Here is a 23,762-nt window from a genome sequence, read left to right on the forward strand (position 1 = left end):
CTTGAACCATGCAGCAGCTCTTCCCTGACCTCTGGCAGACGCAGACGGAACATCCGTTCCACGGCGTCACCTCGCACGCCTATCTGCTGACGCGGCCGGAAGGCAACATCCTGTTTTACGGCACCGGTGTCTTGGAGGAGCTGCAGCCGATCGAGGATCTGGGCGGGATCGCCCGCCAGTACCTGTCCCACCGGGATGAGGCCGGGCCGACACTGGCAACGATCAAGCAGACGTTCGGGGCGGCCCTGTGCTGCCACAAGCTCGAGGCCAAGGCCGTCAAGTCGTACTGCCCCATCGACGTGACCTTCGACGCGCGCGAGACGCACCTGGGCAACATCGAGGTCATTCCGACGCCGGGGCACACCTCGGGCAGCACCTGCTTCATGTACCGCTCGCCGCACGGCAAGACCTATCTCTTCACAGGCGATTCGATCTTCCCCAAGGGGCAGTCGTGGGGAACGCTGATCTGGCGCTTCTCGGGAGGGCGAAAATCCAGTCTCAGAGCCAGTCTTGGCCTATTGCGCGAACTCGATCCCGACGTGGTGATTGCCAGCGCCTGCCAGGGGCCAACGCCCGTCTCGATGACCTCCGCGGATGAATGGCACGCGATCGTGGACGGTGCTATCGAACGGCTATAGCCATACGGCCGCGTTGATCTGATGGTCATTAGCACCGTCGCGAATTTCGTTGACGACAACGATGTGAACTGTCAGCGAATGGGAGTGATGCGTGCGGAGACTGCCCAGCCAGTAGCCCATGGTGCCCGGCTCGATTTCAACGCCGTCGCGCGCGTACATGACCGACTGACGGTAGAACGGGATCTGGTACGCGAATTTCGACGTGGGGAACGGTACAAGTCAGATGCTTACTGACAGCGTCGGAGGGACGCGACATCTACCGCATGCATCCCTTTGTGAGTCGGAGCCCGACACGCGCCCCCACACATTTCCTTGACACCTAAACTATTTACACCTAAATTTCCCCCATCGACACGCGAGGAGCGATCATGCGCATCGTCTGCATCGGGGGCGGCCCGGCCGGCTTGTACTTCGGCTTACTCATGAAGCTGCGCAATCCGGCGCACGAAGTCTCCGTCATCGAGCGCAACCGCCCGTACGACACGTTCGGCTGGGGCGTCGTTTTCTCCGATCAAACGCTCGACAATCTACGCGCCGCCGATGGCCCCAGCGCCGGAGCGATCCTCGATGCGTTCAACCACTGGGACGACATCGACGTCCATTTCCGGGGCCGCACCGTCCGCTCGTCGGGCCACGGTTTCTGCGGCATCGGCCGCAAACGTCTGCTCAATATCCTGCAAGCCCGCTGCGAAGCACTCGGCGTGAAGCTCGTGTTCGAAACGAACGTCACGAACGACGACGATTACGACGCCGATCTCATCATCGCCTGCGACGGCGCAAACAGCCCCATCCGGCAGAAATACGCGGACACCTACCGCCCCGACATCGACATCCGCGATTGCCGCTTCGTGTGGCTCGGCACGCACAAACTGTTCGATGCGTTCACCTTCGCCTTCGAGAAAACCGAATGGGGTTGGTTTCAAGCCCACGCTTATCGCTTCGACCAAGACACTTCCACCTTCATCGTCGAAACCCCCGAGCGCGTATGGCACGCCGCCGGCCTCGACGAAATGAGCAAGGAGGACAGCATCGCCTTCTGCGAGCGCCTGTTCGCCAAGTACCTCGACGGACACCCGCTCATGTCGAACGCCGCGCACCTGCGCGGTTCGGCGCAATGGATCCGCTTTCCGCGCGTCGTCAACCAAGAGTGGGTGCACTACAACCCGCGGGCAAGCGGCGGCACAACGCCCGTCGTATTGATGGGCGATGCCGCACATACGGCACATTTTTCGATCGGATCAGGCACGAAGCTCGCCTTGGAAGATGCAATTGCGCTGGCCGACAGCATCGACGCGCACCCGCACGATCTGCATGCCGCACTGACGCACTACACGGAAACGCGCAGCGTCGATGTCCTTCGCATCCAAAACGCCGCGCGTAATTCGACGGAATGGTTCGAGCACGTCGATCGCTACGCCTCGTTCGAACCCGAGCAATTTGCCTACTCGCTCCTCACACGCTCGCAGCGAATCTCGCACGAAAACCTCCGCGAACGCGATGCGCGCTATGTGCGCTCGTTCGAACAATGGCTCGCGCAGCAGGCGGGGGCCAAGCACATAGCCGACGACGCGCATTCGATTCCGCCGATGTTTACGCCGTTTTCGATACGCGACGTGACACTTAAGAATCGCGTCGTCGTTTCGCCGATGGCGCAATACTCGGCTGTGGACGGCACCGTCGGCGACTATCACCTGACGCATCTCGGCGCGCGCGCCATGGGCGGCGCGGGCCTGGTCATGACCGAAATGACCTGCGTCTCGCCGGAAGCGCGCATCACCCCAGGCTGCCCGGGCATGTACACCCCCGAGCACTTGCACGCGTGGCGTCGTATCGTCGATTTCGTCCACGCAATGAGCGACGCCAAGATCGGCATGCAACTCGGCCACGCCGGCGCGAAGGCATCGACGCGCGTGAGCTGGGAAGGCATCGACCAGCCGTTGCCCGACGGCAATTGGCCGATCGTCTCGGCGTCGCCGCAGCAGTACCTCGCCGGCGTGAGCCAATGGTCGCACGCCGCCACGCATGACGAACTGCGCGAGATCGAAGCGCAGTTCGTGCGCGCCGCGCAGATGGCCGATGAAGCCGGCTTCGACTGGCTCGAATTGCACTGCGCGCACGGCTACTTGCTATCGAGCTTCATCTCTGCCCTCACGAATCGGCGCGACGACGAATATGGCGGCAGCCTAGAAAACCGTCTGCGCTTCCCGATCGAAGTGTTCAAGGCGATCCGCCGTGTTTGGCCGCAGGGCAAGCCGATCTCGGTGCGCATCTCCGCGCACGACTGGGTGGACGGCGGCACGACGCCGGACGATGCGGTCGAGATCGCCCGCGCATTCAAGGCGGCCGGCGCGGACATGATCGACGTCTCGTCAGGGCAAGTCAGCAAAGCCGAAAAACCCGTGTACGGGCGCATGTTCCAAACGCCGTTCGCCGATCGGATCCGCAACGAGGCTGGCATTTCGACGATCGCCGTCGGTGCCATCTCCGAAGCCGATCACGTCAACAGCATCATTGCGGCGGGCCGCGCCGATCTGTGCGCCATCGCGCGGCCGCATCTCGCGAATCCCGCTTGGACGCTGACCGAAGCCGCGAAGATCGGCTACTTCGATGTGACCTGGCCGAAGCAATACATGGCCGGTAAAACGCAACTCGAACGCAATCTCGAACGCGAACGCGCGGCGCACGTGGTAGGAGCCTAAAAATGAACGCAAACCGCAACGCGCTAGGCGAGATGCACGCCGTCGTCACGGGCGGCGGGAGCGGCATCGGCGCAGCTATTGCCCGTGCGCTTGTCGACGCAGGCGCCCGCGTCACGCTCGTCGGACGCGACGCTGCCAAGCTCGACGCTCAACGTCAGGCGCTCGGCATGTCGAAAGTCATCCATTGCGCAGCGGCCGATGTGACGGATCCCGACGCCGTACACGCCGCGTTTGCCTCGGCGCGCGAAGCGCTCGGCCCGGTCGATATCCTCGTCAACAACGCGGGGCAAGCGCAAGCCGCGCCGTTCGCCAAGACCGATCTCGGCCTCTGGCAACGCATGCTCGACGTCAATCTGACGGGCACGTTTTTGTGCACCCAAGCCGCCCTGCCGGCGATGATCGAGCGCGGCTTCGGCCGCATCGTCAATGTGGCAAGCACCGCCGGGCAGATCGGCTATCCCTACGTCGCGGCCTATTGCGCCGCGAAGCATGGCGTCATCGGTATGACACGCGCATTAGCGCTCGAAACGGCAACGACCGGTGTCACGGTTAACGCAGTCTGCCCCGGCTACACGGAAACACCGCTGTTGCAAACGTCGCTCGAGCAAGTCGTCAGCAAGACGGGCCGTTCGCAAGACGATGCGCGCGCGGCGCTGCAGCGCGCCAATCCCCAGCGGCGTTTCATCGAGCCCGAAGAAGTCGCGCATGCCGTACTGTGGCTCGTCGCTCGGGAATCCGGCTCGGTCACGGGCCAATCGATATCGATCTCAGGTGGAGAAGTAATGTGAGCGACACCGTTCGCGCATCGACGAAAAAGCGGTCCACGCCGCGCGCGGAAAACATCGTCGACCTAGAAATGAGCACGGGCATCGACAGTCATATGAGCCTGCGGCTCTGGCTGCGCCTGCTAACGACGACCAATCTCGTCCAAGCGGAGCTGCGTCGCCGTCTGCGTGCCGAATTCGACACCACGCTCCCGCGCTTCGATTTCATGGCGCAGCTTGAACGTCATCCCGAAGGGCTGAAGATGAGCGAGATCTCGCGCAGGCTCATGGTGACGGGCGGGAACGTCACGGGCCTGACCGATCAGCTCGAAAAAGAAGGCTTAGTCGCGCGCGATGTCGATCCCAACGATCGCCGCGCCTTCACCGTCAGCCTCACGCCGGCCGGCCGCGCGCTATTCGACAAGATGGCCCGGGCGCACGAGGACTGGGTGATCGAATTGTTCGGCGGCCTGTCCATCGACGACAAAGCAAAGATGCATCAGCGCCTGGGCAAACTCAAAGAACATCTGCTCGATAGCGTCAAAAGCAGCTAGCGAGCGAATAGGAGCACTACGCCATGACGGATGCCGTTTCCAACGCCGACCCGTTGCGTGCGGGCAATCGCACGTCCCTCGCCTCGTTTCGCGCACGCCACTTCGGATGGCGGCTCGAACAAGGCGTAGCCACCATCATGTTGAACCGCCCCGAGCGCAAGAACCCGTTGACGTTCGATTCGTACGCGGAACTGCGCGACCTCTTCCGCCAGCTCGCCTACGCGACGGACGTCAAAGCGGTCGTCGTTCACGGCGCCGGCGAGAACTTCTGCTCGGGCGGCGACGTGCACGAGATCATCGGCCCGCTCGTCGGCCTGCCGATGCCGGAACTGTTGATGTTTACGCGGATGACCGGCGATCTCGTGAAAGCCATGCGTCATTGTCCGCAGCCGATCGTCGCGGCCGTGGACGGTGTCTGCGCCGGTGCGGGCGCCATCATCGCGATGGCATCCGACATGCGGCTCGGCACCGCGCGCAGCAAACTCGCATTCCTGTTCACGCGCGTAGGGTTAGCGGGCTGCGACATGGGCGCCTGCTCGATCCTGCCGCGCATCATCGGGCAAGGCCGCGCCTCCGAATTGCTGTTCACGGGCCGCTCCGCAAGCGGCGACGAAGGGTTCGCTTGGGGGTTCTACAACCGGCTATGCGATCCCGAGCGCTTGCTCGCCGATGCGCACGAACTCGCGCAAATGATCGCCGCCGGTCCGACCTTCGCTCACGGTGTCACGAAGACGATGCTGCACCAGGAGTGGAGCATGAGCGTGGACGAAGCGATCGAGTCCGAAGCGCAGGCGCAAGCGATCTGTATGGCCACACGCGACTTCGAGCGCGCATACGAGGCGTTCGCGGCCAAGACGCGGCCCATCTTCCAAGGAGACTGAGCATGGCCGACACGCAACGGCACGAGATGCTCGACTGGCCGTTTTTCGAGGAGCGGCACCGCACGCTGGTGCACGACCTGGACGCCTGGTGCGATACGCGGCGCGATCTGTTGGAACACGCCGCGCCGCTCGCCTCGGGGCCGCAGGGACGAGACGCCGTCGACGGGTCGTGCCGCGGGCTCGTCCGTGCGCTGGGAGAAGGCGGATGGCTGCGCTACGGCGTAGGCGGCGTCGCTTATGGCGGTCTTGGCGACACGATCGACACGCGCGCCGTCTGTCTGCTGCGCGAAACGCTCGCCTCGCGCTCGGGCCTGGCCGATTTCGCATTGGCGATGCAAGGGCTCGGCTCGGGCGCCATCTCGCTCGCCGGCACGGAAGAACACAAGCGCCGTTACCTGCCGCGCGTCGCGCGCGGCGAAGCGATTGCGGCCTTCGCGCTCTCGGAGCCGGAAGCCGGATCGGACGTGGCCGCACTCTCGCTCGCCGCCCGCGAGGACGGCGATGCGTATGTCCTCGACGGCCAAAAAACATGGATTTCGAACGGCGGCATCGCCGATTTCTATGTCGTCTTCGCGCGCACGGGCGAAGCGCCGGGCGCGCGCGGCATCAGCGCGTTCATTGTCGACGCCGATACGCCGGGATTGTCGATCGCCGAACGCATCGACGTCATCGCGCCGCATCCGCTTGCGCGTCTTCGCTTCGAAGGCGCCCGCGTGCCGAAATCGCAGCGGCTCGGTGCCGCCGGCGAAGGCTTCAAGCTGGCGATGCGCACGCTCGATATCTTCAGGACCTCGGTTGCCGCCGCTTCGCTCGGCTTCGCGCGGCACGCGTTGCATGAAGGGCTCGAACGCGCATCGTCGCGCCGCATGTTCGGGCAAACGCTCGGCGATTTTCAGTTGACGCAGGCGAAGCTCGCCGAGATGGCGCTCACGATCGATTCGGCCGCGCTGCTCGTCTATCGCGCCGCTTGGATGCGAGACCAGGGCAAGCGTGTCACGCGCGAAGCGGCCATGGCGAAATGGCACGCGAGCGAGGGGGCCCAGCGCGTGATCGACGCGGCGGTCCAACTCTGGGGCGGCCAGGGCGTATGCAGTGGGACGCCGGTAGAAATGCTCTATCGAGAGATTCGCGCGCTACGCATCTACGAAGGTGCAACGGAAGTGCAGCAGTTGATCGTCGGGCGCGATCTGCTCAAGGCACATGCGGACAGCCGCTCGCAAGATCGAGCACCGGGAGCCGCACGATGACGAACGACGCACCGATCGTGTTCGAGCGCCCCGTGCGCATTCGCTTTTCGCACTGCGACCCGGCGGGCATCGTCTTTTTCCCGCAATACCTGACGCTCACGAACGCGCTCGTCGAAGACTGGTTCACCGATGCACTCGGCATCGACTACGCCGACATGATCGGCGGGCGCCGCGTCGGTCTGCCGATCGTCCGGCTCGAATGCGAGTTCGCGCGGCCGAGCCGGATGGGCGAGACGATTTCGCTCGCCCTCTCGCTGATCGATGTCGGCAGGCACTCCATTCGAATTCGCATCGTCGGCCGCGGGCCGAACGGCGTGAGGTTCGCCGCCACGCAAGTGCTCGTGACCACCTCGCTCGAATCGGGCGAATCGATCGTCATTCCCGACGATATCCGCGCGGCGCTGCTACGGGCGGCCGCGATTCCCTCCACGATCGAACACGAAGGCGCCTCGTCATGAAACGTCCCCTCTTGCCGGCCGGCTGGCCGAAACCGCGCGGCTATGCCAACGGCGTTGCCGCGCACGGCACGCAGATCTTCGTCGCCGGCCAGATCGGCTGGGACGAAACGGGGCATTTCCGCTCCGACGGTTTCGCCGATCAAGCGCGCCAAGCGCTGGCCAATATCGTCGCCGTGCTGAAGGAGGCCGGCGCCGGTCCCGAGCACCTGGTGAGAATGACCTGGTACGTGACCGACAAGCGCGACTACCTGGCCGCCTCGAAAGACATCGGTCAAGCCTTCCGCGAGTTGATCGGCGATTACGACATCGCCATGAGCGCGGTGCAGGTTGCCGCGCTGATCGAAGATCGAGCGAAGGTCGAAATCGAAGCCACCGCCGTGATACCCGACTGATCCGGAGCGAGCCATGGAACCGTCTGCCCATGTCGATACGTTTGCGCGAGACAATCTGCCGCCGCAAGATCAATGGCCTGTCTTGCTGCTCGATCATCCCGATGTCTCCTACCCCAAGCGTTTCAATTGCGCGACGGAATTGCTCGATGCCACCATTGCAGCCGGCCACGGCGATCGCGTCGCGATTTGGTCGGAGGTGAACGACGCGCCGCAGGGCACGACGTACCGCGTTCTGGCCGACATGGTGAATCGGTGGGCGCACGTGCTCGTCGAAGACATGGGCCTCGTGCCGGGCAATCGGATTTTGCTGAGAGGTCCCAATACGCTGCAAATGGCGGCCGCATTCCTCGCCAGTTTGAAGGCCGGGCTCGTTGTCGTGCCCACGATGCCGCTGCTGCGCGCGAAGGAACTCAAGCAGATCGTCGATAAAGCGAAAATCGGTGCAGCGCTTTGCGATGTGCGGCTCATCGACGAATTGAATCGATGCCGCGATGCCGAGGACGCGTTCTTTTGCGCCGATCTGAAGGACGTCCGCGTGTTTCATAGCGATGCGTCCGATTCGATCGAATCGATGGCGGCGACGAAACCGGCGCACTTTGCGGCATGCGATACGGCGGCGGACGATGTCTGCTTGATCGCGTTTACGAGCGGCACGACGGGTGCGCCGAAAGGCTGCATGCATTTTCATCGGGATGTGCTGGCGATGTGCGATCTCTTCCCGCGCCACATTCTCAAGCCGACGTCGGCCGACGTTTTTTGCGGGACGCCGCCGCTCGCATTTACGTTCGGACTCGGCGGGCTGCTTTGCTTTCCGATGCGGGTGGGCGCATCGACCGTTCTCATCGAAAAGCTGACGCCCGAAACGCTGCTGCGTACCGTTGAGCGCTTTCGCGCGACCACGATGTTCACGGCACCGACGTTCTATCGTCAGATGGCGCCGCTCGTGCCGCGCTACGATCTCTCGAGCCTGCGCAAAACCGTCTCGGCGGGCGAGGCACTGCCCGATTCGACACGAGCGTTGTGGCGTCAAGCGACGGGCATCGAAATGATCGACGGGATCGGCGGCACGGAGATGATCCATATCTTCATTTCGTCGGCCGGCGAGAAGGTCCGGCCGCACGCGATCGGGCAAGCTATTCCCGGCTATGTGGTGGCCGTGGTCGACGATGAAATGCGGCCGGTGGAAACGGGCGTGGTCGGCAAGCTCGCGGTGCGGGGGCCGACGGGGTGTCGTTACTTGGCCGACGAACGCCAAAGGAAGTTCGTGCGCGAAGGATGGAATCTGCCGGGGGATGCGGCTTATCTCGATGCGGACGGGTATGTGTTTTATCAGGCACGCGCCGACGACATGATCGTCTCGGCCGGCTACAACATTTCCGGTCCCGAGGTGGAGAGCGTGTTGATGCAGCATGAGGCCGTCGCGGAATGCGGTGTGATCGGCGTGCCCGATGAGGAACGTGGGCAAGTGGTCAAGGCGTTCGTGGTCGTGAAGCCGGGGTATGTGGGCGACGATGCGCTGGTTACGCAGCTCCAGGCGTTCGTTAAGCAGACCGTCGCGCCCTACAAGTATCCACGCGTCATTCAGTTCATCGATGCGCTGCCGAGAACGGAGACGGGGAAGCTGAAGCGGTTTGCGCTACGGACGTTGTAAGGGGCCTCCGTATTAGAATTTGTCCTCCGATCACCCAACTAGAGGCTCCAATGGAAGCGTGGAATTTGCCTTGGCAAGGCGGCTGCCGATGCGGAAAACTGCGGTTCGAAATTTCGGCACCCCCGCTGCTGACGATGGCTTGTCACTGCACGGGCTGCCAGAAGATGAGCGCAAGCGCGTTCTCGCTATCCATGGCCATACCGGAAGCCGGCTTCCGAGTGATCGAGGGTGAAGCGGTGACGGGCGGCCTGCACGGGGCTCAGATCCATCATCGCCATTGCGAGTGGTGCAAGAGCTGGGTATTTACGGAACTCGAACCGAGCATGGGCTTCGTGAACGTCCGGCCATCCATGCTCGACGACGCCACCTGGTTCGCGCCCTTTGTCGAGACCTACACGAGCGAAGCCTTGCCTTGGGCGAAGACCGGGGCGCCACACCGCTTCGCCGCCTTTCCGGCGATGACGGATTTCGGTCCGCTCGTCGAAGCCTTCGCGGCACAAGGGGCGCGTCCAGGAAGGCCGCACGCCAAGAGCGCCTAACAGCAGCTTCACGGGCCGCAACCGCAAAGCCTCACATCTGCCTGGAGCGCCCGGCGTAAGCGCGGCTGACAGGCAACACCGCACCCTGTCCGATCAGGTGAATCCGCATGCCCCCAGCAGATCGTGCTCGATACGATCAACTGCGGCGTATGCGACGGTCACCTCGCGGTGGACCTGAGCAAATCGATCCCCATCCAACTCAGAATCGTCTGAAAATCGGGCTGGTTTGAGCATGCGTCCTTCTTCCGATCAAGAATGCCGCTCTCGACGTTTGTGACGATGGAGTCGGAGTCATGCTTGACCAGTTAAACATGTCCCCGGATGGGGGATTGATCACAACCCAAACAGCGACGCCAAGTATCGGTACGTCAGCGAAAGAACCCGGCAACGAATCGGTAACCGTTGAGGTCGTGATCAGCGAGCCGCGCTTATCGAGCTGGGGTTCGCAATTCGGCCACGTAGCCCTTATTGTCGATGAAACGGCATATTCTCGTGCATCTGCACGATATTTCACCACCGGTACGAACGACTACCTTCATCGAAACGGGTATCGCAACAGTGTTGGCTATGTCATCCGCGTATCGCAGAAGGAGAAGGACACAATCCGTACAGAATTGGAGCATAGAGTTCAACTGTTCGCCGCCGATCCCAAATCGCACGAGTACAGTCTTCTCGATAACAGCTGCTCAAGTAACGTCGTCGACGTACTGAGGACAGTTGGGATCGTTGCGCACGATCCTCGCTGGCTCGCCCTTGGGATGATCAGTCCGGCCGACATTGTTACTGGATTGAATCACTCGAAACGAGTAGCTAGGAAAATCGAATACCCAAAAACACGATGACTAAATTCGCGATTTTGGCTGCGGCACTGGCCCTCGCCGGCTGTATGAGCCATAGTGATGAAACATGGCGCGCCCAGCGAGAAATGCCCGTCTATCGATCACCGGATGGCGATGCACAAGACGAAATCTTCCGGCTGACGCAGGGCGACGTGTGTTATCCGGGGCGCGTCGTCGTTGAGAAAGTGTTCCAATACACGGCTGTGTACTGCCCCGCCAAAGGCGACGGCTGGATAGCCGACGACTACTTCGACAAGAGCAAGTAAGCGCGGCCTCGAATGTAGCAGCACCCGTAGTATGCGGCGCAATGCAGCGGCTCTCACATCTGCTTAAACAACCCACCGTAAGCGCGGCTGACAGGCAGCACGCTATCATGCCCAATCAAATGAATCCGCAGGCGCCCCAGCAAGTCGCGTTCGATTCGATCGATGGCCTTGTAAGCGACGATCACCCCGCGATGCACCTGCGCGAACCGCTCTGCATCCAAGCGCGGCAGCAGTTCCTTCAGCGGCGTACGGATCAAGTGTCGGTGCTCCGACGTCACAGCCTCGGTGTACTTGTCCGTAGCTTGAAAGAAAAGCACGTCATCGATCGAAACGAGCTTCGTCGCATCCTTCACACCCACCGTCAGCCAACGAATCGTCATCGCATCCTTTTGCCCACTAGCGGCCAGCGCCACGGCTGCGGCATCGGTCATTGGCGCCCCCGCTTGCTGCAAGCGCGCAATACAACGCAATAACCGTTCGTCGGTGACCGGCTTGAGCAAGTAATCGACTGCGGACGCCTCGAACGCCTCCACCGCATGCGCATCGTAGGCAGTCACGAACACCACCCGCGCCCCCGTGGCGAGCTGCGCCACCTTCAGCCCGTCGATGCCCGGCATGCGGATATCGAGGAACGCAAAATCGGGCCGCTTTTCGTTAAGCTGCGCCAGCGCCTGCACCCCATCGCGGGGCATCCCCACGATGTGCAGCTCCGGCCAGAACCGTGTCAGGCGCGAGGCAAGTTCAGCCGAAAGATTCGGCTCGTCGTCGGCGATCAAGGCGGAAGGCATATCAGCAAATCGGAATCGACAGGCTCGCGGTCACGCCCCGCGCGGCGTCGGCGTTTGCAGCCACGGACACGCGTCCGCGCTCGCCATACAAAGAAGCGATCCGCGCGCGAACATTCGAAAGCCCCACGCCGCTGTGCAGCTTGGCCGAGCGACCCAGGCCCACACCGGTATCGATCACGTCGAGCGTGAGCACGTCGCCCGCTCGCCGGCCGACGATGCGGATCTGTCCGCCGTCGATCGACGGCTCGATGCCGTGCAGCAACGCGTTCTCGACCAGTGGCTGCAATAGCAGCGGCGAGAGCGTCAAACGACGTAACGGCTCGGGCACGTCGATCTCATAGCGCAACCGGTCTTCAAGACGCACCGCGGCGATCTTGAGCAGTGCCTCGACAAGCTCGAGTTCGTCGTCCAGTGTCGACGTCGCACTGCGCGTCCGGCTCAAGCTCGCCCGCAAATAGCGATTGAGGCTGTCCAGCATCGACACGGCCCGAGTGGGATCGCGTTCGATCAAGCTTTGGATATTGGCCAGCGTATTGAACAGGAAATGCGGCTCGATCTGCGCTTGCAGCAACGCGAGCCTCGCCGCCGTCTCCGATTGCCGCAGCTCCGCCGCCTCGCGCCGCTGCGTCTCGAGCGTCGCTCGCATATGCAGCGCTTGCCCCAATACCGTGAAGAAGGCGCATGCCACCGCGGCGATGACGAACGAGGTGCCGTAGTTGAGCCAGGCATCGATGCCGCCCCGTCCGATCAAATGGGGGACGCCGCCGACCGTCGCCGCCGTGAACTCGGCGCCGACAATGACGCTTGCAGGCGCAATCAGCAGCACACGCGTGAAAGGCCTGAACCGGATGGTATGCAGCCTATCGAGCAACGTGCCAAGCGCCGAGGCGCTGAGGCCGATGGCATTGGCGATGACGAAATACGGTAAGACGGGTTCGGTGCGATGCGCCGCCCAAATCCCCACGCCGACGATCGAGCTGAATACGACGAGCCAGGCCACGTATGCCAACCGGCCGCCGACCGAAGCGAAGCGGCGAGCCGCCCCGCCTCGATGAAGGCCCGAAGCGGAGGTAGCCGATGAAAGTGAATTGAGCCCAGTGTCCATGATGAGATTGTCTGGCGGCGCCGCCAAGCCAACGCGACGCCGCCGGCCACTCTACACCGGATTGCGCGCTCCGCCCAAGACGGGCGACGGACGGTAGCGTCGCGCGACGAACGGTCGAAAAACCGCTGTCAACTGGCCCGCAATGCCGTTGCGATCGGCTGGCGCGCCGCGCGTATCGCCGGCAGCAACCCGCCCAGCATGCCGATGGTGCAAGCGACGAACACGCCCGATACGAGTAGCGAAGCCGTGACCGTCAGATGAAACACGACCTGCGTGAATCCCGCGCCCAGCGTATTGACCGTATTGCCATCGAAGAACACCCAAGCCGCCGCCGAACCGATCACGCTGCCGACGACCGCCAGCAGCAGCGATTCCACCAAGACCGAAATCACGATCGGCGCGCCGCTAAATCCGATCGCCCGCAGCGTGGCAATCTCTCGGGTGCGGGTGGAGACAGCCGTGTACATCGTATTGAGCGCACCGAAGCACGCGCCCAGCGCCATGATGCCGCCGACGAAATAGGCCAACAGATTCAGCAGCTTCGACAGATTGCGCGATTGCGCCGCATAGTAATCGGCTTCGCGTTGCACGCCCACCTTCAAGGTCGGATCCGTCGTCAACGCGCCTTTGAAGCGATCGAACGCGGCCGCCGAATCCAGCATCACCGTCACCGATTGAAAGCCGTTGCGCCGATACGCCGATAGCACGGTCTCGACGTCGCCCTGCAACTCCGATTCGTGCGCGTCGCCGCCGCTCTCGAAGATGCCGACAACCGTCCACTCCGAATTGCGGAACGCAATGTGACTGCCGAGTTCGAGCCCCTTGAATTGCGCCAGCGCGGACTTGCCGACAATCAGTTCTCGCACGGCGGGACGGAACATCCGGCCCGCGATCAAATGCATCTCCGGACGCAGCTTCATGGCGTTCGCGCCGACGCCGCGCAGCGTGACGTTGGCATCGGCGTTGTCCTTCTTTTGCGGCAGCGAGACGATCACGACGGCATCGGCCGACGCAATCGGCCGGCCCGCTTCGTCCTTGCGCACGCCGGGCGCATCCATGATCGTCTGCGCGTTCTCGCGATCGATCGTGCTTTCGAGTTCGGCTTGCGAGCCGGCACGCAGCACGATGGCGCGGTCGTCGCGCGCCGTGCCCTTGAGCGTATGCTGAAAGCCCGCCGCCATCGCCAACACCGACACCATGACGGCCACTGTCACGGCGATGCCGATCACGATAACCCAAGCGGTGCTGATCCGCTGCGGCAAGCTGCGCAAGTTCATCCACGTGACTGCAACGATTTGCTTGATCATGAACGCAGCGCCTCCACGATAACCAGCCGCTTGGCGCGCCAAGCCGGCACGATGCCCGTCGCGACCGCGAGCAGCGCGGCCATGAGCACCCCTTCGAGAATCACCGTCGGCGGCAGCTTCACCACGCCGAGCGTGTTCCGCAGCCCAGGGAACATCAATTCCGCAAGGCCGAGACCGAGCAACGCAGCGACGACGCACAGCGTCAACGATTGCACGAGGACGAGCACGAGCATGCGCGTATCGGAAAAGCCCAGCGTCTTGAGCACGGCCAGCTCCGGCACTTGCTCGCGCACGGCTTGCATCACGGTGCTGCCCACCGCGAATAGCAAGGCGAAGAAGACCGCGAACAAGATGTACGTCACGATCAGATTGATGTCGCCGATCTGTTTCATGAACGACTGCTGGAATTCCTTTTCGGTTTGCGTCTTCGTTTCGTCGGGCGAGTTTGCGAAACGGTCGTCGATTTCCTTCGCCACCACGGCCGATTGGGACGGATCCTTCACCACGACGATGTACCAGCCCACCGTCCCCTTCGCGAAGCTGCGCGCTTCGTCGAAATACTTGTAGTTGAAGAACATGGCGTCTTCGCGCGAACGATCGGCCGGGTCTTGGTACAAGCCGACGATATCGAAATCCCAATCGGAATTGCCATCGGCCGCTTTCACCCAGATCGTCGAATGCAAGGGGATGCGATCGCCGATCTTCCAGCCGTATTTCGCCGCGAGATGAGCGCCGACGATCGCACCGTCGCGTGTGTGTTCCAGCGCAGCCAGTTGGTCCGCCGGCACTTGGTATTCCGGGTGCGCCGGAAACTCCCGTTCGGGCTCCACCGGGAAGGCCGCGATAAAGTTCTTCGGGTCCTGGTAATAAGGCCCGAACCACGATTCGTGGGATACGCGCTCGACGCCCGGCAGTGCCTCGATCTGTTGCATGTACGCGTACGGCAGGTTCTCGGTAATCGAGATCCGGTTCGTGACCACGAGCCGATTGACGTTCGAGCGCTCGATCGTTTCCTTGAATGCCGAATTCACGCCTTGCAGCATGCCGAACAGGAGGAACGCAATCATGATCGAGAGCAACGACAGCGACGTGCGCACTTTCTTGCGCCAGAGCATCGCCCATATCAACGGGATGAATTTCATGGCGTCACGCCTCGGTCCGTTGCCGCTCTTCGACGAACCGCCCCTTGTCGAGATGCAGCGTATGCGTTGCGTAGTCGGCAGCCTTCTGATCGTGCGTCACCATGACGATCGTCTTGCCGTAGTCGCGGTTGAGCAATTGCAGCAGATGCAGGATTTCGTCCGCCGTCGTGCGGTCGAGGTCGCCCGTCGGTTCGTCGCAGACGAGCAGCTTCGGATCCGACACGAGCGCACGGGCGATCGCCACGCGCTGCGCCTGCCCGCCGGAAAGCTCCGACGGCTTGTGCTTGGCGCGATCCTCCAAGCCGACGATGGCCAGTGCCGCGCGCACGCGCTTCATGCGCTCGCTCTTGCCGAGCGAGGTCAGCAAGAGCGGCAGTTCGACATTGCGCTCCGCACTGAGCATCGGCATGAGGTTATAAAACTGGAAAACGAAGCCGACGTTGTTCGAGCGCCAACGCGCCAGTGCGCCGCCCTTCAATTGGTCGATGCGCTCGCCGGCCACGACCAGTTCGCCGCTCGTCGGATGATCGATGCCGCCGATCAGATTGAGCACCGTCGTCTTGCCCGATCCGGACGGGCCCATGAGCGCGACGAAATCGCCTTCGGCGACTTGCAGATCGAGGTGGTGCAGCACTTCCACGGCCTGCTTGCCGCGCGTGTACGTCTTTACGATGTTTCTGAGGGACACCATGGCAGTCATTTTGCTTTGCTCCTCATTCGATCCCGAGTTCCAATCCGTGCACTGCGCGTGTATCGTGCTTCGTCGTGCTTGCCTCGTGCTTGCTTCGCGCTACGAGCGATCCGCCACCTTGACATGCGCCCCATCGGCAAGCTTCGTCAGATCGCCGACGGCCACGCGATCGCCCGGCGATACGCCCGCGATGACGGTCTGCTCATCGCCGTTTCGCGCACCGAGCTTGACCTCGCGCCGCTCGACCGTATCGTCGTGCAGGACGTACACGATGCCCGTCGCGCTGCCGGCATTCGCTTGCACCGCGGCGAAAGGCAGCGTCACCCCGGCCGCGTTGGCCGAGCCGCCATTGCCGCCGGCGGGCCGGCTCAGGAACGATACGCGCGCGCCCATTTCCGGCAGGATGCGCGGGTCGCGCGATTTGAAGCCCACTCGCACCTTCACCGTCGCCTTGCTGCGATCGGCCGTCGGCACGACAGCGATGACGTAGGCGGGGATGGACCAATCGGGATACGCGTTCAGCTTGAGCGTGGCCGGCTCGCCGGCCTTCACGCGACTGATGAAGTTTTCGCTGACATCGACTTCCACCTCGAGCGAATCCATATCGACGAGCGTGCAGATCCCGCTACGCGTAAAGCCCCCGCCCGCCGACAACGGCGACACGATTTCACCGGGCTGCGCATTCTTGGTCGTGACGACGCCGGTAAACGGGGCGCGCACGATCGTATCGTCGAGATCGCGCTGTGCGATCTCGAGCGCCGCGCGGCGCACGGCCAAGTTGCCCTGCGCCACCGCCACGTCCGTTTGCTTTCCGTCGTAGTTCGCCTTGCTCTGGTCGAGCGCGGTCGCGCTGATCACGCCGGCCGCCGCCATCTTGCGGTCGCGCGCGTAGATCGGCGCGATGTCCGCCGCGGCCGCCTTCGCTTGCAAGAGCGTGCTTTCGGCTTGCGTCACCGCGGCCTTCGCTTGCAACAACGCGGCCGTCGCATTGCGATCGTCGAGCTTGGCGACGACGTCGCCTTCCTTGACATGCACGCCTTCCTCGATGAACAACTGAGCGAGCTTGCCGGTGATCTTTGCCGAAACCGTCGCTTGCCGGCGCGCCACCACATAACCGGAGGCGTCGAGCACCGACGTGCCCGCCTCCATCCCGGCGCCCGTCGCCGCCGGCTTGGCCACGGCCGCCTGCACCGTCGGCAGCGCGGCATGCAGGAAGAGGAGCGCCCCTAGCCCGAGCGCGATCAAGAGGCCGAGCAACCCCGCCACCCACCACCAGCGCCGAGAAGGCGCCGCTTGCGCGGGCCGCTCGTCGCGTTCGATCCGCAACTGCCGCAACAACTCCGATTTGTCCGTCATGTAATCGACTTCCGCGGGTTGAATTGAGTGAATCCCTGTGCCGCCCGGGCGCAACGCTCAGTGGGCCGCCGATACGGTTTCGCTTGTCTGCTTCCAATCGCCGCCGAGTGCCAGGAACAATGCGGCCGTATCTTGGTAGCGCGCGGCGAGCGCCTGCACGTAAGCGATGCGCGAACGCTGATATTGCTGCTGCGCGACGAGCAATTCCAGATGATTCGCACCGCCCATCCCGAAGCGTTGCTCGATCAGATGCAAGCTGTCGGCCGCCGCCGTCTGTGCGCGATATTGCGCGGCCAGCGTCTGCGCATCGGTGTCGAGCGCGCGCAGCGCGTCCGCTACGTTCTTGAACGCGAGCAACACGGTTTGCCGATACTGCGCGAGCGATTGGTCGTATGCCGCCACGGCGCCGCGCCGCTTCGCATTCAGCGCACCGCCCTGGAACAGCGGTTGCGTAATATTGCCGGCCAACGAAAACACGTTGCTCGAAAAAAGCGAACGCAGCGAGGCGGACTCATCACCGAAGCTGCCGGTCAAGCCGAGATGCGGCAGCATGTTCGCCGTCGCGACGCCGATCTGCGCACTCGCTTGATGCAGGAGCGCTTCCGCGCGCCGAACGTCGGGCCGTTGGCGCACGATTTCGGACGGCATCATCAGCGGAATATCGAGCGGCAATTGCATCGAAGCAAGTTCGATCGGCCCTTCGTCGGATTCGCCCGGCGCCTTGCCGAGGTAGACGGCGAGCTGGCTACGCGCAGCCGATAGCTGCTGCGCGAGCGGCGGCAACGTCGCCTGCACCGAGGCCAAATTCGATTCAGCCGACAGCACGTCCGAACGCGCGGCACCGCCCAATTCGAACTCTTGCCGGCTCAGGTCGACCTCATGCTGAGCCGATGCGACGAGTTCGCGCGTCGCATCGATCTGCGCGCGCAGCGACGCTTCGAGCACAGCCGTCGTGACGACGTTGGCGGCCAGCGTCTGGTAAGTGGCTTGCAATTCCTCGCGCTGTGCATCGCGCCCGGCTTCCTGCGCTTCGATGCCGCGTCGAACGCCCCCGAAAACGTCGAAGTCGTACGACAAACTCACCGACGCGTTGTAAAGCGTGAATAGAAAACTACCGGCCTGCGGAAACCCTTGCGCCGCACCGTTCAGCTTTTGCCGCGCCACGCCGGCCGTACCGCCGATCGTCGGAAAGCGCGCCCCGCGCTGCGCGTTGACTTGCTCCTGCGCCACGCGCAGCGCCGCCTGAGCCGACGCGATCGTCGGACTATTGGCAAACGCCTGCGCGACTAGACGATCGAGCCGATCGGACCCGTACGCGCTCCACCAGTGCGAGGGGAGTTCGGCCGCAGGATCGAAATGTTGGGCAGCGCCGCCCGCGACGGGCGTGGCCTGCGTCTGTGCGGGCAGCGGCTCGCGCGTCACGCTTTTGGCAGTCGGCGCGGCCGGCGCCTTGAAATCGGGGCCCACGGCGCAGCCGCCGCACACCAGCATGGCTGCGAGCGAAAGAATTGCCGTCGACACGCGAGCACGTGCGGCAGACGATCTGCCCGCGCGCATCGACCGGCGCAGTTGGCCACGCTCGTACTTTTCCATATTCGGAATGAGGGCTGTTCAACCTAATTCCCCCGATTCGGCAGCGGAGGAAAGATGAAGCTGGCTATGTATCGGGCAATCAAATGCGGCACAGAGTATAACGCCCGCAAACCGCCGACGATAGTCGCATTCGTAATCATTATTCGGGTGGCACATCGCCATTTTTCATGTCGCCGCGCTAAAGCTACGAATGTCAGTGAATCCTTGACCCCACGTTCGCTCAGCCGCGGTCCCATTCGTCGCCGCAGCGTGCTGCCCATCGGCGTCCATTGCAATTCGTCGCATGCCGGACCTTGCTTATCGGCGCGTCAATACACTTCGCGCCGAGCGCTGCACTCCGATATTTCATGGCGCACACGTTAAGAAAAGGAGCGATTTGATGTTTCATATCCCGGTATATGGCTACGTGCTGCTGTGCATGCTCGGCTATCTCGGCGTGCGACGCTGCTTCCCGCGCACCGTGCGGCCGGAGCGGACGCTGGTATTTCCGCTCGTCTTCCTCGCACTTGGCGCGGCGAGTCTGCGGCGTTTGTTCCCCGATGCGGATCTGTCGGTACAAGGGGCGGCGCTTGTCGCGCTAGCGCTGGGCGCAGGCCTGGGCTGGCTGCACGCCAGCCGCTGGCGTTTGCGGTTTCACTTCGCGCCAGCCGGTCTCACGGTCGGACTACCCGGCGATCCGAGCTTGCTTGTCACCCTGCTGCTGTCGTTTTTCGTCGATTTCGCGCAGCACTACGCATTGGCTGCACATTTTCGTTGGAGCACGAGCGATTCTTTCGAATTTCTCTCGTTCGCGGCGTGGGGCGCGCTTGCCGGCATGCCACTCGGCCGCTCGCTGAACGTTCTGTTGCGCGCCGCGCATACGAAGGCAGGCAGCGTTGCCGCACCGACGTCGGAATGAGAATGACGCATTTTGCCGGTTGCGCCTAACGTGTTAAACCTCACGTAACTGATACGAGGCCGCGTATCATATGAGCCGGAACGAACTCATCGAAACCCGAACGGGCCGCGTGCGGCTTCGGCCAAGCCGGAGTGTCGTCTAGCCTCATCGCGAGGTCGTCTTTCTGTCGCGATCGAGCCGCGCCGCGTGCGTGCCGCGCCTCATCCGACAGACCAATATGTCCGATCGAAACCCCGGCCGTTCGCTGCGCAACCGATTCGCGTTCCCGGTCGTCGGGATCGACGCGTCGGCGAACGACATCGACGCGCTCAAGCAATTGTTCGATGCGATGCCCGCCCAATCGGGCGCCGCGTACGTCGTCGTGCTTCGAGCGCCGAGCGAGCCCGAACACGCGTTGGCCGCCGCGCTCCAGCCGGCCACGGTCATGCCCGTGGTGCCGGTGCGTCAAACGATGCACATCGAACCGAACCGTATCTACGTTATCGAGCCGCCGTTGGTCTGCACGATCGTCGAGCACGAGCTGCACGCCGCGCTTGTCCACGGCGCCGAGGAACGACACCACCCGATCGACGTTTTCTTCGATTCGCTGGCCACGGCTTACGGCGAACGCGCGATCGGCGTCGTCCTCGCCGGCGTGAGTACGGACAGCGCGCTCGGCTTCACGCGCTTGAAGGAATTCGGTGGCGTCACGCTCGCGCAAAACAAGGCGTCGACGCGTGCGGAAGGCACCGCCTGGCCGCCGAGCGTCACGAGCGCGATCGACTTCCAGCTCGACGTGGCCGACATCCCGCAACGTATGCTCGCGCTGTGGGCCAATGCGAAGAAGATCTGTCTTGCGCGGGTGCCGGCGGGCGGGGACGAAGGCGAAGGAGAAGGCGCCGAACCCAGCGCGGGAACGGGCAACGTCGAGCGTACGTTGCGCGAGATCATGATGATTCTGCGCAATCGGACCGGGCACGACTTTCGCCACTACAAGCGCGCGACGGTGCTGCGCCGGATCGAACGGCGCCTGCAGGTGAACGGGTTCTCCGAACTGCAGCAGTATCGCGACTATCTGCAAACGCACGCCGAGGAAACCGCCGCGCTGCTGCAGGACATGCTGATCAGCGTGACGAACTTCTACCGCGATAAAGAGGCCTACGAGGTACTCCGGGATCACGTGATGCCCGCGATCTTCGAGAATCGCCGGCAGGAAGAGCCCGTCCGCGTCTGGGTCGTCGGCTGTGCGACGGGTGAGGAAGCGTACACGGTGGCGATGCTGTTGCAAGAGGCGTCGTCGGCCGCACGCGATCAAATACCGTTCCAAGTGTTCGCCACCGATATCAGCGAACGCGCGATTGCCACGGCGCGGGAAGGACTCTATCCGGCATCGATTGCCGCCGACGTCGATCCGAATCATTTGCGCCAATTCTTCACCCGAGACGGCGATCGCTTTCGCGTGAAGAAAGCGTTGCGCGAACGCGTGCTGTTTGCGCTTCACAACGTATTGAGCGATCCGCCTTTCTCTCGGCTCGATCTCGTGTGCTGTCGCAATCTGCTCATTTACCTCGACTGCGAAGCGCAGATCGATACCTTGCGCACGTTCCATTTCGCGCTGCGGCCGAATGCGCATCTGTTCCTCGGCAGTTCGGAAACGGCCGACAGCGCGGGCGGCCTCTTCTCTGTCGCCGACAAAAAAGCGCGCATCTACCGCGCCAGCATTGCGGTGCGCAGCGATACGCCCGTCCCGGTCGCGGCGCCCGGCGCGCTCAACGCGCGACCCACGTTCATGCATCTGCCCCCGGCCGGCAAACGCAAATTTTCGTTCGGCGAATTGCATCAGCGCGTCGTCGAGCAGCATGCGCCGCCTAGCGTCCTCATCAACCGCGATTCCGAAATCGTGCATTTGTCGGACCGCGCGGGGCGCTTCCTTCAATACGCGGGCGGCGAACCTTCGCACAACATCCTGACCGCCGTGCGGCGCGAGCTGCGGCTCGAATTGCGCTCGGCCATCTACCAAGCGCTTCTGGCGGATGTCAGCGTGGAGTCGCGGCGCGTGCGGCTCGATCGCGACGGCCGCTCCTATTTCGTCAAAATGACGGCGCGGCCCGTGCATGATTCGGACGCCAACGCCGATTTCGTCCTGATCTTGTTCGACGAAGTGGAAGACAGCGTTGGCGAAGTGGACGAGGCGGTGCCCGACAACCCGCGCGACCCGATCATCGCGCAGCTCGAGCGCGCATTGCAGCGCACGCGCGAGCAGTTGCAGGCCACGATCGAGCATTCCGAAACGTCGACGGAAGAACTCAAGGCGTCGAACGAAGAACTGCAGGCCATCAACGAGGAATTGCGCTCGGCCACCGAAGAGCTGGAAACGAGCAAGGAAGAGCTGCAGGCGATCAACGAGGAACTGACGATCGTCAATGCCGAGTTGAAAGCGAAGGTGGAAGAGACGGGCAAGATCAACGACGATTTGCAAAATCTCGTCATGGCCAACGACATCGGCACGATCTTCGTCGATCGCAACCTGTCGATCAAACGTTATACGCCTCGCGCCGCCGATGTCTTCAGCATCATCGCCACCGATATCGGCCGCTCGCTGCTCGACATCACGCACCGGCTCGAATACGACAAACTCGCCGACGACGCCGCCGAGGCGTTCGGCTCGCTGCGCTTGATCGAGCGCGAACTCAAGAGTTCGGACGGGCGCTGGTACCTCGCGCGGATCCTGCCGTACCGCACGACCGAGAACCGCATCGACGGTGCCGTGCTTTCGTTTATCGACATCACGTCGCGCCGCGCCGCCGAGGAGCGGTTGCGCCATGTCGGACAAGCGGGCGTCGATGAAGCGGAACGGCGGCGCGACGAGTTTCTCGCCGTGGTGTCGCACGAGTTGAAGCATCCGTTGAACTTGATCAGCGCGAGTACCGAGTTGATCGGCCGTTCCGCCGAGGCGCGGGCGAACCCCACGATTTCGCGTGCCGCCGACACGATCCGCCGCACCGTGCTCGGCCAGGCGCAGATCATCGACGACTTGCTCGACATGTCGCGTTTGCGTACCGGCAAGCTGTCGATCACGCGGCGGCCCGTGGATCTGAAGGAAGTCGTGCAGCGTATCAGCCATACGATGCAAGACGAGGCGGAGCGCAAGGATATCGATTTTCGCGTGTCGGTGCCGGACGGCCCCGTATCGATCCACGCCGACCTCACGCGCATCGAGCAAGTGGTGTGGAATCTCGTCAGCAACGCGCTGAAATTTACCGACGGCGACGGCAAGATCGCCGTTCAGCTCTCGAGCGACGATCACTATGCGGTGCTTAGCGTGACCGATAACGGCGTCGGCATCGATGGCGCCGCGCTGCCGAACATCTTCGAGATGTTCGAACAGGGGCGCAGCAGCGCTTCGTCCGTGCGCGGCGGGTTGGGTATCGGGCTGTCGCTCGTCAAGGATCTGGTTGCCGTGCATGGCGGCAAAGTGGATGCCCACTCGGATGGAATCGGTCACGGCGCGACGTTCACGGTCAAGCTGCCGCGGGTGGTCGACGCGGTCAAGCACGATGGCAGCGGCACCTCGCCTACCACGTTCTTGAGGGGCGAGCATGTGCTGCTCGTCGACGACGATCACGACACGGTCGAAACCTTCCGGCTCCTGCTCGAAATGGAGGGCGCTGCCGTGACGGTGGCGACGAGCGGGGAGGACGCGCTCGATCTGCTCCATAAGCAGCGGCCGTCGTTGATTTTGTCGGACTTGGGCATGCCGGGCATGAGCGGGTTGGCCTTCATCGAGGCCGTGCGTTTGCGGCCGGATATGCAATCGGTGAAGGCGATCGCGCTGAGCGGCTTCGGCCGGCCGTCGGATATCGACGAAGCCACGCAAGCGGGGTTCGATGCGCATTTGACGAAGCCGGTCATGCTCGATGCACTGCTGAGTGCGATTGCGCAGGTGCGGGCGAAGTAGCGAGGTGGGTGGAGTGC

21 protein-coding genes and 1 pseudogene are annotated in these 23,762 nt (G+C 63.1%); 14 read left to right on the forward strand and 8 right to left on the reverse strand.

The features are described 5' to 3' along the window. The first annotated feature begins 8 nt into the window (after window positions 1-8). On the forward strand, window positions 9-638 hold the full coding sequence (locus tag ACTHN9_RS19605) for an MBL fold metallo-hydrolase (protein ID WP_440538435.1): 630 nt from the start codon (window positions 9-11) through the stop codon (window positions 636-638). A gap of 96 nt (window positions 639-734) precedes the next feature. Here ACTHN9_RS19605 and ACTHN9_RS19610 read toward each other — a convergent pair. Next, window positions 735-842, reverse strand: a pseudogene (locus ACTHN9_RS19610) (IS66 family transposase); the annotation flags it as partial. A gap of 164 nt (window positions 843-1,006) precedes the next feature. Here ACTHN9_RS19610 and ACTHN9_RS19615 point away from each other — a divergent pair. The 11 genes from ACTHN9_RS19615 to ACTHN9_RS19665 all read left to right on the forward strand — a co-directional run bounded on the left by ACTHN9_RS19615 (window position 1,007) and on the right by ACTHN9_RS19665 (window position 10,928). Then, window positions 1,007-3,337, forward strand: a complete 2,331-nt coding sequence (locus ACTHN9_RS19615) for a bifunctional salicylyl-CoA 5-hydroxylase/oxidoreductase (RefSeq protein ID WP_440538436.1) — start codon at window positions 1,007-1,009, stop codon at window positions 3,335-3,337. A gap of 2 nt (window positions 3,338-3,339) precedes the next feature. Then, window positions 3,340-4,125, forward strand: coding sequence for an SDR family NAD(P)-dependent oxidoreductase (locus ACTHN9_RS19620; protein WP_440538437.1), 786 nt, complete (start codon window positions 3,340-3,342; stop codon window positions 4,123-4,125). After that, window positions 4,122-4,655, forward strand: a complete 534-nt coding sequence (locus ACTHN9_RS19625; protein WP_440538438.1) for a MarR family winged helix-turn-helix transcriptional regulator — start codon at window positions 4,122-4,124, stop codon at window positions 4,653-4,655. The genes ACTHN9_RS19620 and ACTHN9_RS19625 overlap by 4 nt, the downstream gene beginning before the upstream one ends. Before the next feature lie 23 nt (window positions 4,656-4,678). Beyond that, window positions 4,679-5,536 carry an enoyl-CoA hydratase family protein gene (locus ACTHN9_RS19630; protein ID WP_440538439.1) on the forward strand — a complete coding sequence of 286 codons (858 nt, stop codon included), beginning with the start codon at window positions 4,679-4,681 and terminating at the stop codon, window positions 5,534-5,536. A 2-nt stretch (window positions 5,537-5,538) separates the two neighbouring features. Continuing rightward, window positions 5,539-6,783 carry an acyl-CoA dehydrogenase family protein gene (locus ACTHN9_RS19635; RefSeq protein WP_440538440.1) on the forward strand — a complete coding sequence of 415 codons (1,245 nt, stop codon included), beginning with the start codon at window positions 5,539-5,541 and terminating at the stop codon, window positions 6,781-6,783. Then, complete coding sequence (locus tag ACTHN9_RS19640; RefSeq protein WP_440538441.1) at window positions 6,780-7,241, forward strand: acyl-CoA thioesterase; 462 nt, start codon at window positions 6,780-6,782, stop codon at window positions 7,239-7,241. The genes ACTHN9_RS19635 and ACTHN9_RS19640 overlap by 4 nt, the downstream gene beginning before the upstream one ends. After that, a complete protein-coding gene (locus tag ACTHN9_RS19645; protein WP_440538442.1) occupies window positions 7,238-7,633 on the forward strand; it encodes a RidA family protein in 396 nt (131 codons plus the stop codon). Before ACTHN9_RS19640 ends, ACTHN9_RS19645 begins: the two co-directional genes overlap by 4 nt. A gap of 13 nt (window positions 7,634-7,646) precedes the next feature. Continuing rightward, window positions 7,647-9,284, forward strand: coding sequence for an AMP-binding protein (locus ACTHN9_RS19650; protein ID WP_440538443.1), 1,638 nt, complete (start codon window positions 7,647-7,649; stop codon window positions 9,282-9,284). 50 nt (window positions 9,285-9,334) lie between these two features. Next, complete coding sequence (locus ACTHN9_RS19655) at window positions 9,335-9,823, forward strand: GFA family protein (protein ID WP_440538444.1); 489 nt, start codon at window positions 9,335-9,337, stop codon at window positions 9,821-9,823. 293 nt (window positions 9,824-10,116) lie between these two features. After that, complete coding sequence (locus ACTHN9_RS19660; RefSeq protein WP_440538445.1) at window positions 10,117-10,665, forward strand: hypothetical protein; 549 nt, start codon at window positions 10,117-10,119, stop codon at window positions 10,663-10,665. After that, the gene (locus ACTHN9_RS19665) at window positions 10,662-10,928 is read left to right on the forward strand and encodes a hypothetical protein (RefSeq protein WP_440538446.1); all 267 of its coding nucleotides are present in this window, start codon (window positions 10,662-10,664) and stop codon (window positions 10,926-10,928) included. The genes ACTHN9_RS19660 and ACTHN9_RS19665 overlap by 4 nt, the downstream gene beginning before the upstream one ends. A gap of 53 nt (window positions 10,929-10,981) precedes the next feature. Here the strand turns inward: ACTHN9_RS19665 and ACTHN9_RS19670 are convergent, their stop codons facing one another. From ACTHN9_RS19670 to ACTHN9_RS19700, 7 genes are all read right to left on the reverse strand, one after another. Continuing rightward, complete coding sequence (locus ACTHN9_RS19670; RefSeq protein WP_440538447.1) at window positions 10,982-11,716, reverse strand: LytR/AlgR family response regulator transcription factor; 735 nt, start codon at window positions 11,714-11,716, stop codon at window positions 10,982-10,984. A 1-nt stretch (window position 11,717) separates the two neighbouring features. Continuing rightward, on the reverse strand, window positions 11,718-12,821 hold the full coding sequence (locus ACTHN9_RS19675; protein WP_440538448.1) for a sensor histidine kinase: 1,104 nt from the start codon (window positions 12,819-12,821) through the stop codon (window positions 11,718-11,720). Between the two features lie 128 nt (window positions 12,822-12,949). After that, window positions 12,950-14,128, reverse strand: coding sequence for an ABC transporter permease (locus ACTHN9_RS19680; protein WP_440538449.1), 1,179 nt, complete (start codon window positions 14,126-14,128; stop codon window positions 12,950-12,952). Further along, on the reverse strand, window positions 14,125-15,270 hold the full coding sequence (locus ACTHN9_RS19685; protein ID WP_440538450.1) for an ABC transporter permease: 1,146 nt from the start codon (window positions 15,268-15,270) through the stop codon (window positions 14,125-14,127). Before ACTHN9_RS19685 ends, ACTHN9_RS19680 begins: the two co-directional genes overlap by 4 nt. Before the next feature lie 4 nt (window positions 15,271-15,274). Then, on the reverse strand, window positions 15,275-15,970 hold the full coding sequence (locus ACTHN9_RS19690; protein WP_440538451.1) for an ABC transporter ATP-binding protein: 696 nt from the start codon (window positions 15,968-15,970) through the stop codon (window positions 15,275-15,277). 90 nt (window positions 15,971-16,060) lie between these two features. Then, window positions 16,061-17,317, reverse strand: a complete 1,257-nt coding sequence (locus ACTHN9_RS19695) for an efflux RND transporter periplasmic adaptor subunit (protein ID WP_440538452.1) — start codon at window positions 17,315-17,317, stop codon at window positions 16,061-16,063. 57 nt (window positions 17,318-17,374) lie between these two features. Further along, a complete protein-coding gene (locus ACTHN9_RS19700; protein WP_440538453.1) occupies window positions 17,375-18,838 on the reverse strand; it encodes an efflux transporter outer membrane subunit in 1,464 nt (487 codons plus the stop codon). A 451-nt stretch (window positions 18,839-19,289) separates the two neighbouring features. On the opposite strand from ACTHN9_RS19700, the gene ACTHN9_RS19705 reads away from it, so the two are divergent. Together ACTHN9_RS19705 and ACTHN9_RS19710 are read left to right on the forward strand one after the other, a co-directional pair. Beyond that, complete coding sequence (locus ACTHN9_RS19705) at window positions 19,290-19,808, forward strand: hypothetical protein (protein ID WP_440538454.1); 519 nt, start codon at window positions 19,290-19,292, stop codon at window positions 19,806-19,808. A 217-nt stretch (window positions 19,809-20,025) separates the two neighbouring features. Continuing rightward, the gene (locus ACTHN9_RS19710) at window positions 20,026-23,745 is read left to right on the forward strand and encodes a CheR family methyltransferase (protein ID WP_440538455.1); all 3,720 of its coding nucleotides are present in this window, start codon (window positions 20,026-20,028) and stop codon (window positions 23,743-23,745) included. Window positions 23,746-23,762: the final 17 nt, after the last annotated feature.

The sequence above is a fragment of the Trinickia sp. genome, from assembly GCF_051953405.1.
Taxonomy (GTDB): domain Bacteria; phylum Pseudomonadota; class Gammaproteobacteria; order Burkholderiales; family Burkholderiaceae; genus Trinickia.